Raw genomic sequence first — 14,303 nt, 5'->3', positions numbered from 1 at the left:
GGTGCTTACAGCTATAGCCTCAACGGCGGTACAGCTCAAAGCTCGAACACATTTACAGGATTAACCGCCGGAACTTTTACCGTTGTGGTTTCAGATGCCAATGGTTGCAGTTTCAATGTTTCGAATATCATCATTGCTAATCCTTCTCAACTCACTGCTACAGCTAATGCAAGTTCGCAAGTTTCGTGTAATAACGCTGCTGACGGATACATCACCATCAACGCTCAAGGTGGAACGGGTGCTTACAGCTACAGTCTCAACGGCGGTACGGCTCAAAGCTCGAACACATTCAGCGGATTAACAGCCGGAACATATTCCGTAGTCGTTTCGGATGCGAATGGTTGTTCTTATACCTTAAATAATATACTAATCAGTAATCCTTCTCAACTCACTGCTACAGCCAATGCTAGTTCGCAAGTTTCGTGTAATAACGCTGCTGACGGATACATCACCATCACCGCACAAGGTGGAACAGGTGCTTACAGCTATAGCCTCAACGGCGGTACAGCTCAAAGCTCGAACACATTTACAGGATTAACCGCCGGAACTTTTACCGTTGTGGTTTCAGATGCCAATGGTTGCAGTTTCAATGTTTCGAATATCATCATTGCTAATCCTTCTCAACTCACTGCTACAGCTAATGTAAGTTCGCAAGTTTCGTGTAATAACGCTGCTGACGGATACATCACCATCACCGCTCAAGGTGGAACGGGTGCATACAGCTACAGCCTCAACGGCGGTGCGGCTCAAAGCTCGAACACATTCAGCGGATTAACCGCCGGAACCTACTCCGTTGTGGTTTCAGATGCCAATGGTTGTTCAAATCAAATTTTTGTCAACTTAAATAATCCGGAACCTCTTAATGTAACTTATCATACCTATTGCAAAACAGGCCATGTTGGAATAGAGATATTGGCAAACGGTGGTAATGGAGTTTATCAATATTCAATAAATGGAGGTTCTACATACTCAAGTGAACATATTTTTGACAACTTACCTATCAATGACACTTTGCAATTAGTAGTTACTGATGGTAATAATTGTATGAGTGCTACCTATGAAGTACCAGTTGTAAACTTAAATACACTATCCGCCAATGTTTCAATATTAAATCAAAACCTTTGTTTTAATTCAAACGATGCATCGGTTGCTATCAATGCTCAAGGAGGTGTTCCACCTTACAGCTATTATTTAAACAATCAACCTTTAAATAATAATATAGTTTCTCAGTTAAGTTCAGGAAATTACGAAGTTTATATTCACGATTCAAACGGTTGTCCTTTTTATACATCTTTTGAAATAACGCAGGCAACTCCAATCTCTGTTGAAATAGTAAATATGGTAAATCCAGATTGTTATTTAAATTCATACGGTCAAGCACAAATATCAGTTCAAGGAGGTACACCTCCTTACCAAATTACATGGTCTAATGGAGATAGTGGTTTTGAATCGAATTTACTAAGTCCCGGAATAAATCAAATATGGGTAAAAGATCTCAATGGATGTGAAATAGAAAAATCATTAAATGTTCAAATGAATACAGTAGTAGTTCTTCCTAGTATCAACAATGTATTTACACCCAATGGCGATGGTATAAATGAAACATGGGAAATCGATAATTTAGAGCAATTCAAGGAAAATGAATTATTTATCTACAATCGTTGGGGTAATGAAGTTTACACAACAAAGAATTACTCAAACAATTGGAATGGTAGTGATTTAAATGAAGGCACTTATTTCTACATTCTAAAATTAAAAGTTTGTGATGAATGGCAAGAATACAGTGGTTATATTACAATTTTACGTTAAAAACTTACAACTATGAAAAAAATATCTTTATTCAGCATCATACTTTTGGCAAGTATTCAAGCATTTTCACAGCAAAATGCACACTATAGCCAATATGTATTCAACCAATTGGTAATAAATCCAGCTTATGCCGGAGCCAAAGGTTTAGTCAACATCAATGCCATGTACAATGCCCAATGGTACGGACTCGAAGGAGCTCCTAAAACATTAACATTAAGTGCCGAAGGTCCAATTTTTAATACAATGGGTGTTGGTATCCATTTTATGCAAGACGAACTCGGAGCTCAAAAACAGACATCTGTATATGGAAGTTATGCATATAAACTGCGATTATCACAAAATTGGAGATTATCTTTAGGATTATCAGCAGGCATTTCATATTTCAATGTTGATGGGAACAAATTTACTGTTAACGATGAAAATTTAATCGACCCCTCCATTCCAAAAACCAATGTCAGTACATCGCTTTTTGACAGTAAATTTGGATTATTTTTATTCTCAAAGAGGTTTTATGCCGGTTTCTCTATATCAGACCTTACTGCCAATATTAAATCACCAGATGATTTACTAACCACCGCACAACGTCAACATTTTTATTTAACATCGGGATATGTAATTAAACTCAACGAAACCTTTAAAATAAAACCCAGTTTTATGATTAAAGAAGACTTGAAATCATTGACTAATATTGATTTAAGCACTTACATTTTATATAAAAATACCGTTTGGTTTGGGGTTACCTATCGTACAGGAGCAAAAATAATTACAAGTAATCAATTAGATCAATCATTGAATTATAAAGATGCCATTATATTTATGCTTGATTATAATGCGACGGATAATTTACGCATAGGTTACAGCTATCAATATTCGTTAAATAAACTCAATAATTTTTATGGACATGAAATTTTGGTCGGATATTATTTTGCTAAAACTCCAAAAACCAAAATGTTAACTCCAAGATACTTTTAATTTTTAAAAAACTGATTTTTATGAAAACAACATTATTCATAATGATAATTGCTTTGCTAGGCAACGCAATATATAGCCAGAACAAACTGGAAAAAGCCAAACAATACAAAGAAAATTACGAATTTTCAAAAGCAATAGCGCTGTATGAAGAAATAAGCAAAAAGAAAGAAATTAAAAATCCGGAATTAATTCGTGATATCGCTCAAAGTTATATTATGATAAACGACATGGAATCGGCTCAAATGTGGCTTGAAAAGATTAACGGCTTAAGAGTCTATTCGCCCAAAGAACTTTTAAACTATGCTTTTACCCTTAAAACATCTGCCGAGTATGAATCAGCTATCAGTGTTTTTAACCGTTATGCCGAGCTTTTTCCTCATTTATCATCCAAAGTTCCTCAATGGATTGAATCTTGCAAACAAGCAGAGTTATGGATAAATGAACCACAACTTTTTAATGTTCAGAATTTGAGCGATGTTAATACTCCCTATTCCGAATTTGGTATGACAGCTTTCGAAGGCGATTTTTTGTTTATTTCAGACAGAAAAGAAGAACAAAAAAACTATAAACCAGAAGAGATATTTAATTGGACAGGTAATCCATACCTAAGAGTTTATCATCTACCCGATTTGAATAACAAGGAAATCCACAGCGAAATGGATGGTATTAACAACACCTTTCATAATGGTCCCGTAATTTTTGACAAAAACAACAACCTTCTATATCTGACAAAGACTAAACTTCAAAAAGTTAAAGCTCCACCAGTAAATTCCAACCCATCCGAATTTCTTGATGATAATGAAGAAGTTAGCTATATAAATCGTCTGGAAATTTACACCATTGAATATTTAGATGGTAAATGGCAAAACTCTAAACCATTTCAGTATAATAATTCTGAACAGTACTCTGTAGGTCACCCTACTCTTTCGCCTGATGGCAATATTTTATATTTCGTTTCGGACATGCCTGGTGGTTTTGGGAAAAGCGACATTTGGTTTTGTTTAAAAAACACAGATGGTAGTTGGTCTGAACCTCAAAATGCTGGACCAACAATCAATACCGAAGACCGCGAAATGTTTCCGGTTGTCGATAAAGATGGGACTTTTTACTTCTCAAGCGATGGACATCTTGGCATGGGCGGGTTAGATATTTTTAAAACCCATGGACAACAAAAAAAATGGGCAAATCCCGAAAACTTAAAATATCCCATCAATTCACCTAAAGACGACTTCTTACCATATTTTACCGAGCCCGGTAAAATTGGCTATCTTTCATCAAACCGCGATGGAGGCAAAGGCAGTGACGACATTTACTTTTTTGCTAAACAAATTATTCTAAAAATCAATACGTTTGAACAAGTTAAAAACAAACTCATCCCACTTCCTAATACTACCGTTACAATTGAAAAACCACTCGATCAATATACAACAAAACTAACTACAGACCTTTACGGAGAAAACTCTTTTTTAACACACTATGGTTCTGCCATTGTACTTAAAGCGGATAAAGAAGGTTATTTAGGAACTACTAAAAATATAAACGCCATCGCAAACTCAGATACTATGAGCATTAATCTTATACTCGATAAAATTGAAATCAACAAAACCTTTGTTCTTGAAAATATCTATTACGATTTCGACAAATGGAACATCCGCCCCGATGCAGCGATCGAATTAGATAAATTAGTTAACATTTTAAAAGAACATCCTGAAATTGATATTGAGTTAAGTTCACATACCGATTCTCGTGGTTCAAATCCTTATAATAAATCCCTCTCTCAACGAAGAGCAGAATCGGCTGTTTCTTATATAATTTCAAAAGGAATAGACCCTAAACGCATAATTGCAAAAGGATATGGTGAAGAAAAACTGCGTGAAGCATGCCCCGATGGTGTTGATTGTACTGAAGAACAACATCAAAAAAATCGTAGAACAGAATTTACCATAACCCATATTCGAAAATAATTACAAACTCTTAAATTTATAAACAATATGAATAAAAACATCGGAAATGCGGATAAAATCATACGAATTATGATTGCCGCAGTAATCACAATTCTTTATTTTACTAACATCTTAACAGGAACTTTAGGCATAGTATTATTAATCCTATCCATCGTATTTGTACTTACCAGTCTTATAAGTTTTTGTCCATTGTATGTACCTTTGGGTATAAATACAACATGTAAAAAGAAAAAATAAATACATTCAAATTCTTAATTGCTTTCGCTTTTTTATTGCGAAAATTGAATTAAAATAACTTATTGATTGGTCAATTGTACATTCTCTAATGCAACATTTTTTTATCGAAAAGCTGTCTTTTATAGTCAGCTTTTTATCATTTTTATTGTATTTTTGGAAAATTAATCATTTATGCTGAGTTGCTTATAAATATTATACCGGGTAAAAAAATTAAAACTATGTCAACAAATTTAGAAAAAGTGCTATCAAGCTCATATAAAAAGCAAATGGTTTTATACATTTCTTCTCATCCTGAATCTTTTGATGAGTTGTTAGCACTTGCACTCAATAATAATTCAAAACTTTCGTGGAGAGCCGCATGGATGATTCATCACTTTATGCACGACAATGATGTTCGATTGCAGAAACACATAAAAAAGATGATAACCTTATTACCCGATGTTAATGAGAGCTCACAAAGAGAATTTTTAAAGATCATATCTCGTATGAACATTTACAATAAAGACGAAGGAATTTTGTTTAATCATTGCATATCAATTTGGGAAAAAATCAACAAGAGCTCATCTATTCGGTATCATGCTATTAAAACCGTTATGCGTATTGCTCATAAATATCCTGAATTAACTAACGAAATTGATTTTTTCCTTCAAGATCACTATCTGGAAACATTATCACCAGCCATTCGAAAAATACTGATAAGAGAAATCCATCATTTTGCGAAATAATGTATTAGCATCCATTTAATACTAAACTGCATTTGTATTTTTTTTCATTTTTTTTCGTTCAATTTCGTCTAAGACTATCTTTCGCATACGAATGTTTTTGGGCGTAATTTCAACATATTCATCGTCTTGTATATATTCTAAACATTCTTCTAACGATTTTATGACAGGTGGTGCTATCTTAACTTTTTCGTCACTACCACTCGCTCTCATATTGGTGAGTTTTTTTGTTTTAGAAACATTAACAACTAAATCTTCATTACGAGTGTATTCTCCGACAATTTGACCTTGGTAAACTTGTTCACCAACATCTACAAAGAAAAATCCTCTATCTTGCAGCTTGTCTAAAGCATAAGCAATAACCGTACCGGTCTCCATTGCAACCAAAACACCATTGCTGCGTCCAGAGATATCGCCTTTCCAAGGTTCATATCCTTTGAAGCGACTAGCAGATATGGCTTCGCCCGATGTAATATTCATTAAAGGCGTTCTATAACCAATTAAACCACGTGCAGGGACATAAAATACTAATCGCTGCATATCTCCTTTGGGGGTCATCGATATTAACTCACCTTTACGCTTATTAATAAGTTCTATTACTTTACCAGCAACAGCATCGGGGGTATCTATGGTAAGCTCTTCGATGGGCTCATATATAGTACCATTAATATTCTTGGTAAGCACAATGGGTTTTCCTACTTGAAACTCATAACCTTCGCGCCGCATGGTTTCAATTAATATAGATAAATGTAAAACTCCTCTACCATAAACAACAAACTTATCGGCAGATTCAGTTTCCTTGACACGTAAAGCCAAGTTTTTTTCTGTTTCTTTAAACAATCGTTCTTTTAGCTTTTGCGATGTAACAAATTTGCCTTCCTTACCAAAAAAGGGAGAATCGTTTATAGTAAATAACATACTCATAGTAGGTTCATCGATCGGAATCGGTGGTAGCGGTTCCGGATTTTCGATATCGGCAAGTGTATCGCTAATTTCAAAGCCTTCTAAACCAGTAACTGCACATATTTCGCCACAAACAACTTCATTTTTTTTGTTCTTCCCTAATCCTTCGAATACGTACAACTCGTTTACTTTCGATTTTATAATACTACCATCACGTTTAACAATTGCTACTAACTGACCTTGTTTTATAATTCCTCTTTTTACTTTTCCAATAGCAATTCTTCCTACATACGAAGAATATTCCATCGATGATATAAGCATTTGAAGAGTACCTTCTACATATTTTGGGGCTGGAATTGAAGCAATAATAGTATCTAATAAATAATAAATGTTGTCTGTTTTGTTTTTCCAATGGTTCGACATCCACCCTTGTTTTGATGAACCATATACCGTTGGAAAATCGAGCTGCTCATCGGTGGCTCCCAAATTGTACATCAATTCAAAAATTTCTTCTTGTACCACATCAGGACGACAATTATCTTTATCTACCTTATTTATCACAACAATTAATTTCAACCCCATTTCAATGGCTTTTTGTAATACAAAACGTGTTTGAGGCATAGGTCCTTCAAATGCATCCACTAACAATAATACACCATCAGCCATATTTAAAACACGTTCTACCTCTCCACCAAAATCGGCATGTCCCGGAGTATCTATAATATTAATTTTATGATCTTTATAAAATACAGAAATATTTTTTGAAAAAATAGTGATTCCTCTCTCTCTTTCTAAATCGTTAGAATCAAGAAGCAACTCTTTCTGCTCCTGATTTTCTCTGAAAAGGTTCGATTGATAAATAATCTTATCTGTTAGTGTAGTTTTGCCGTGATCCACATGAGCAATGATAGCAACATTTCTAATCTTTTGCATAAATAAAGTAATTCAAAAAAAATTTTGCAAAGGTAGCTTAATATATCGAAAGTTAAAAAAAATAAGTCTTGTGTACGTATCTTAAATGCTCATCAAAAAAATGGTATATTAAAACCATACCATTTGCGTTAATCATTAAGACTCATTAACAACTATGGCCTTTTGAGTGCCTCCATCCATATATACTGTAAAAGGTTTTTCTGAATTAATATGTCTAAAAAATTTTGTTTGCTCAATTACATTAAATTTTGATAATTTTTCCCAACTCACAAAATCGTCAGAATTCATTTGCTTTATTGAAAAATATCCAACATTCATTGCAGTTACATTATGAAAAAAATGTGACCCTAACGAGGCGTCCAATGGAAAATTTGGAAGCTCTACTTCGACAATAACTTTTGCTGCCGATATTTGCGACCAAACTACCGGTATCCCAATAAATTTATCGCGTGTTCCCCAACGTCCTGGCCCAATAAGAATATACTTTTTACCAGCACGCATCATTTTAGTATTAATTTGTTCTATTTCTTTTGCCATATGTTCGGTTTTCATATGATCAAACCATTCTGGCACTGCATACACCACATCGTATATTTCATCTATTTTACCATTACCCATGCTTTTCGATGTCTTCAAAATAATATGTTGATCATCAAACTTCGAAAAATCGACATGAAAATCTTTTTCATTTCCTAATAACGGTTTTATTTGCAATAAATAAAAAGTGGGAATTCCTTCAGGATTTTTTTTGCTCAAATCAACCGCAAATTCAATTTCGATTGGCGTTCCCATTGCCTCTTTTACAATACTTAAAACCACTTCGAGCGTTTCGGCAAGTGGGAAATAATCGTATTTTAAAATATTTGCAAAATTTAAAACCCGAGGTCCGTTTTTATTTAAACCAGCTTCTATGGTATCATTTTCAGGGTTATATACCGAGGCTAAATGTTTTAATGTTCCATGCATTTCGGCATCGTAAATCTCTAATCGTTTTAAAGCAGCATTTTCACCTTCCATTAAATTAGGTTCTTTTTTATTTAAGTCAATGGCATAAAATTCGGTTTGGCTATTTTTCACCAAATCTTGAATACTAACAATATCGGTTTTAGGATAATGAGGCGAAAAACGATATGTTTTTTCGCCTTCTACTACATATTGACCAAGGCCTAAAGCCAGTACAGCAAACCCCTCTTCGGGTTTCATATGCCCAACCGGATAAAAATTATGCGACTGAGCAGTGCCACTTATATGTGGATAGTAATAACCTTCATACTCGTTTCCAACTACAGCCTGTATAACAACAGCCATTTTCTCCTCTTCTACTTTATAATTAATAGCTTCGAAATATAAACGAGCATGAGGAGCAAAAACTGAAGCATAAACTAATTTAATAGCTGTAGTTAACTGTTGTAAACGGACATCGTCACTAGAATGATTATTGGGCAATAGGTAAGTTTCAAACACGCCTGAAAATGGCTGACTCAGCGAATCTTCAAGCAAACTTGAAGATCGAACTGCTAAAGGTTTTTTCATTTTCTGAATAAAAATCTTTAGCTTCTTCATCAACTCATACGACAACTCTCCACTAACAAAAGCTTCTTTTAAAACTGTAAAATCAACATTTTCATGAATCAAAGTGTTTAATTTATTTCGCTGAATAAAATAATCAAACTCATCGGTTCCAATAATACTCGTACAAGGTGTTTGAATAGAAATACCTGGAATTACACTTGAAAAATTGTAATTATATATTAAGGTATTCACAAATGCCAATCCTCTTCCCTTGCCACCTAATGCGCCCGACGATAAAGCAACTATGTTACTTGGCTTAGTAAGTACATCAGCATCAAACGGCACTATTTTTCCTTTGTCTTTTTCAATCTTATGTTTTTGAATTATCTTCAATAAAAATTCTCGAATTTCTTCGGCATTGTTAAAATCTTTAACCTTATATGGTTTAATATTTCGAGCAATCTCTATTTCACCACGTGCCATCATCCATAACGAAAAATGATTTTTTAGGGCATGATACGTCAACGATTCTTCAGGTATTTGTTTAATTATGGACTCAAATTCTTTTAAATTTCTAGCAATAGCTAGTTGTTTCCCTTCTTTAGAACGAAAAATAAAGTTACCGAATCCTAAATGAAAGTTGATAAAATCTTTTAAATCTTGAATTAAACTATCAGAATTTTTGTTTAAAAACATCGCTCCCCGCTCATATACCATTTTCATATTTTCAGCATCAGACGACTGCATTAAAACGGGTATCGAATTAGATATATTTTGAATATTATTTAACAATTCAAAACCAGCTTTTGCATCCTCGCGACCACCACGTGGAAATCGAATATCGGTAATAACACAAATAATAATATCTTTATATGTATTTATAATTGATATGGCTTCCTCGTAAGTACAAGCATGAAGTAGTTTTGGACGTGCACGCAATTTCAATACTTTATATAATTCATCCGTATTAACTTCTTCTATTAATCGTTGAGTTTGTTCCAAAATAGCATTATACATAGCTGGTAAAAACCGACTATAATATTTTGGCGAATCTTCAACTAAAAGAATCGCATTAATAACACCAAGCTTTGCATCATTTTCGATGTTAATTTTATCTTCAAGTAATTTCACCATTGCAAAAAAAATCTTCGAATCTCCATTCCAAACAAATACTTTATCAAAACTTGATTGATAAAAAGCATATTTCTTCAAATATTGAATATCATTATCATTATTTAATAATAAGTATATTGAGATATAAGGATAATGTTTTTTTATACGTTCACAAAGTAGAAACGGAAATTTCTTATCCGATCCCATCATAATAATGATAAGATCGAAATGACGATTTTTGAGTAAAAACAACGCCTCTTCATCGCTCGATACTCCTGTTATACGAGGCAATGAAGTTAAATTGAGTTTATAATATTCGCCTAATATGTGTTCGGTAAAACGCCCCTCTTTTTCTATACTAAAAGCATCGTATAAATTTGCTACTAATAAAATTTCCTTAACTTTAAAAGGCATTAAATCGTGATAAATATCCCTTTCATAATAATCTTTATTAATAAACTTTTGAAGCAACTGACGCGAATAATGTTGTGCCGACTGTTGAATGTTTTTTAAATCTATTTTTGGCTCTTCGTAGTATAATATTTCTTTTATCTTTACACTATTAATGTAATTTGAAATCAGAATGGCCAAATTATTTATCAAGTTACGTTCTTCTTTCAAAAATGGTCCCTCTTCGCTTTCAATCGGAAATTCTTTGGTGTAGGCTACTACTATAAAACCTTTTTTACCCTCTGCTGTTTGAAATTCTGATTTCTGAATCCAAGGCGTATATGTAAACGAAGGTGTAGTATAACTTTTTTTGTCATATTCAATCTGACAAACAGTGTAATCAGGATATTGATAGGCTTCTGGCAATATTGAGCATATTTTTTGAAGTGTTTCATCAAGCGGTAATCCTTTTTTTATAATTTCAGTCGTTTGATTAATGCAATTTAATTCTTTCAATCGCTCCTTACTTTCCCTAAGCAATCTTCTATAATTCAAATCATTATTCTCAATATTGGCATCCATAAAACATTATATTAAATTAGGTATTTTAGAACTTACAAAATAAATCTTTTTGTAAAAATAAAAAAATCAAAAAATATGTTGTAAAATATCAATTTATATGATGATGTTTTTAAATTAAGTATATATATTTGTTCGAACTAATTTAAAACAAGTATTTATGGAAGCTACAATGTCAAATCCTAAAGTAGATGCCTTTATGGCAAAAGTTATTGCAAAAAATCCTAACGAACCAGAATTTTTGCAAGCAGTACGTGAAGTAGTTGAATCGTTAATGCCCTTTATCGAAGAAAACCCCAAGTATAAAGAGCATAAAGTGCTCGAACGCATGGTAGAACCCGAAAGAGTTATTATCTTTAGAGTTCCCTAGCTCGACGATAAAGGCGATATTCAAATCAACAGAGGATTCCGCATTGAAATGAACAGTGCAATTGGACCTTATAAAGGAGGCTTACGTTTCCACCCCACTGTTAATCTTGGCGTACTCAAATTTTTAGCCTTCGAACAAGTATTTAAAAACTCACTGACCACTCTTCCAATGGGCGGCGGAAAAGGCGGCAGCGACTTCGACCCTAAAGGCAAATCAGACAACGAAGTAATGCGTTTTTGCCAAAGCTTTATGACCGAACTCTATCGTCATATTGGACCCGATACCGACGTTCCTGCTGGTGATATTGGTGTTGGCGGTCGCGAAATTGGTTACTTATTTGGACAATATAAATGTATTAAAAACGAATTTACCGGTGTATTAACAGGTAAAGGTCTTGAATGGGGAGGCTCACTCATTCGTCCCGAAGCGACCGGCTATGGCTGCGTATATTTTGCCGAAGAAATGCTTAAAACACGCGGTGAAAGCTTTAATGGAAAAACAGTTGTCGTTTCTGGATCCGGTAATGTAGCTCAATATGCTATTCAGAAGGTTACTCAATTAGGTGGTAAAGCAGTTACCGCTTCCGATTCAAACGGATACATTTACGATCCTAAAGGAATTGACGAAGAAAAACTTAATTTTATTTTATACCTAAAAAATGTAAAACGTGGACGAATTAAAGAATATGCCGATAAATTTGGTTGTGAATATTATGAAGGTAAAACTCCTTGGGAAATTAAATGTGATATTGCTTTGCCTTGTGCCACTCAAAACGAATTAACAGGAAAAGATGCCGAAATGTTGGTACGCAATGGTTGTATATGCGTATCAGAAGGTGCCAATATGCCAAGCACTCCCGAAGCTGTAGAAATATTCTTACAACATAAAATATTATTTGCTCCCGGAAAAGCAGCCAATGCTGGTGGAGTGGCAACTAGCGGACTTGAAATGACGCAAAACTCACAACGATTATCATGGACTCGCGAAGAAGTTGATAAATACCTACATCGCATTATGCAAAATATTCATGCAACCTGCGTTAAATACGGTAAAAAAGAAAATGGATATGTAAACTATGTTGATGGAGCTAACATCGGTGGCTTTGTAAAAGTAGCCGATGCCATGATTGCTCAAGGTATAGTTTAAGCATTTTTTTAATCAAAGAGGGGCTTTTAAAGTCCCTCTTTTTTTCATATCATTTTTTCACACTAAAAAAAAATATATCTTTCAGCTTAAAATACCAAACATTAAAATTAACTTTATGAAAGTAGTAATTCCAAAAGAAGTAAACGAACACGAACTTCGTGTTGCTGCTACTCCAAAAACAATTATAAGACTAAAAAAACAGGGCTTTGAAACCTATGTCGAAAAAGACGCTGGTAAAAAAGCCAAATTTTCAGATGATGAATACCAAGCTGCAGGGGCTTCTATTATAAATACACCTGAAGAATTATATTCATTGGCTGATATTGTGCTAAAAGTTCAGCCACCTACTGAACAAGAAATTGAAATAATAAAACAAGGCACATTGATATTAAGTTATCTGTGGCCTGCTCAAAATATGCCATTGCTCAATAAATTAGCTGCAAAAGGTATAAACGCCATAGCAATGGATGCCATTCCTCGCATTTCACGTGCACAAAAAATGGATGTACTTTCGTCTATGGCCAACATTGCCGGATACAGAGCAGTTATTGAAGCTGCAAATTATTTTGGTCGCTTCTTAAATGGTCAAATCACTGCTGCCGGAAAAGTAGAACCTGCTAAAGTACTTGTAATTGGTGCTGGTGTTGCCGGATTAGCTGCTATTGGCGCTGCTAAATCATTAGGCGCTATTGTTAGAGCTTTTGATACTCGAAAAGAAGTAGCCGAACAAATACAATCCATGGGTGCACAATTTATTAGTGTCGATATCGATGAAGATGGGTCCACCGCCACCGGATACTCCAAAGAAATGAGTAAAGAATTTATCGAAGCCGAAATGGCATTATTTAAAAAACAAGCCTCAGAAGTAGATATTATCATTACCACCGCACAAATACCCGGCAAAGAAGCTCCAAAACTTATTTTAGAAGATCATGTAAAAGTAATGAAACCAGGTTCAGTTATTGTTGACCTTGCTGCACCAACAGGTGGTAATTGCGTATTAACCAAGAAAAACGAAGTTTATACTACCGACAATGGCGTTATCATTGTCGGGAAAATAGACCAATTACCCACTCAAGCAAGTTATTTATACGGCAACAATCTCTGCAACCTCCTCGACGATATGGGCAAAGCTCAAAACTTTAAAATAGACATGACCGACGATGTTATAAAACGTGCCATGGTTGTTTACCAAGGTAAAATAAATTGGCCACCCGAACCATTAGCCGTTAGCGTTAAAAAAGAAACTACCACTAAACCCACTGCCGAAGAAGAAGCTAAAATAAAAGCAGCTAAAGCTAAAAAAGTAATCATTTCTAACATTATTTGGCTTTCTATAATTGGCATTTTATTATTAGCTTTAGGTAAAGTTGCTCCTGCCGACTTTATGGGACATATGACTGCTTTTGTATTAGCTGTTTTTGTAGGATGGAATGTAATATGGAACGTTACCCATGCACTACATACCCCACTTATGTCAGTAACCAACGCCATTAGTGGTATTATTATTACAGGTGGGTTACTGCTTATTCAAGACGATATGACCCATCCTATTACTATTTTATCATTTATTGCCATCTTAATTGCTTTTATTAACATTGTTGGTGGCTTTGTTGTAACTTATAGAATGTTGAACATGTTTAAAAAATAAGA

General features: G+C 34.2%; 8 protein-coding genes and 1 pseudogene. 7 read left to right on the top strand and 2 right to left on the bottom strand.

Going from position 1 to position 14,303, the window contains the following annotated elements; all coding sequences use genetic code 11:
• The 5 genes from HPY79_09275 to HPY79_09255 form a co-directional block, all read left to right on the top strand.
• The coding region (locus tag HPY79_09275; GenBank protein NSW45989.1) for a gliding motility-associated C-terminal domain-containing protein at positions 1 to 1,809 on the top strand (1,809 nt) is incomplete at its 5' end.
• A gap of 12 nt (positions 1,810 to 1,821) precedes the next feature.
• Positions 1,822 to 2,781: a type IX secretion system membrane protein PorP/SprF gene (locus HPY79_09270; GenBank protein NSW45988.1), complete on the top strand. Its 960-nt coding sequence runs from the start codon at positions 1,822 to 1,824 to the stop codon at positions 2,779 to 2,781.
• Between the two features lie 20 nt (positions 2,782 to 2,801).
• A complete protein-coding gene (locus HPY79_09265; protein NSW45987.1) occupies positions 2,802 to 4,745 on the top strand; it encodes an OmpA family protein in 1,944 nt (647 codons plus the stop codon).
• Between the two features lie 27 nt (positions 4,746 to 4,772).
• Positions 4,773 to 4,982, top strand: a complete 210-nt coding sequence (locus HPY79_09260; GenBank protein ID NSW45986.1) for a DUF2892 domain-containing protein — start codon at positions 4,773 to 4,775, stop codon at positions 4,980 to 4,982.
• A 218-nt stretch (positions 4,983 to 5,200) separates the two neighbouring features.
• Positions 5,201 to 5,707 (top strand): hypothetical protein, encoded by a 507-nt coding sequence (locus HPY79_09255; GenBank protein ID NSW45985.1) that lies wholly within the window; start codon positions 5,201 to 5,203, stop codon positions 5,705 to 5,707.
• A gap of 21 nt (positions 5,708 to 5,728) precedes the next feature.
• Here the strand turns inward: HPY79_09255 and typA are convergent, their stop codons facing one another.
• A complete protein-coding gene (typA, locus tag HPY79_09250; protein NSW45984.1) occupies positions 5,729 to 7,540 on the bottom strand; it encodes a translational GTPase TypA in 1,812 nt (603 codons plus the stop codon).
• 135 nt (positions 7,541 to 7,675) lie between these two features.
• Positions 7,676 to 10,579 carry a pyruvate, phosphate dikinase gene (locus HPY79_09245; GenBank protein ID NSW45983.1) on the bottom strand — a complete coding sequence of 968 codons (2,904 nt, stop codon included), beginning with the start codon at positions 10,577 to 10,579 and terminating at the stop codon, positions 7,676 to 7,678.
• Between the two features lie 727 nt (positions 10,580 to 11,306).
• Between HPY79_09245 and gdhA the strand changes: the two are divergent.
• Together gdhA and HPY79_09235 are read left to right on the top strand one after the other, a co-directional pair.
• A pseudogene (gene gdhA, locus HPY79_09240) lies at positions 11,307 to 12,650 on the top strand (NADP-specific glutamate dehydrogenase).
• Between the two features lie 115 nt (positions 12,651 to 12,765).
• Positions 12,766 to 14,301 carry a Re/Si-specific NAD(P)(+) transhydrogenase subunit alpha gene (locus HPY79_09235; GenBank protein ID NSW45982.1) on the top strand — a complete coding sequence of 512 codons (1,536 nt, stop codon included), beginning with the start codon at positions 12,766 to 12,768 and terminating at the stop codon, positions 14,299 to 14,301.
• Positions 14,302 to 14,303: the final 2 nt, after the last annotated feature.

This window comes from Bacteroidales bacterium (genome assembly GCA_013314715.1).
Taxonomy (GTDB): domain Bacteria; phylum Bacteroidota; class Bacteroidia; order Bacteroidales; family GWA2-32-17; genus Ch61.
The sequence above is the reverse complement of the archived record's forward strand: the minus strand, read 5'-3'. Positions and strand labels throughout refer to the sequence as shown.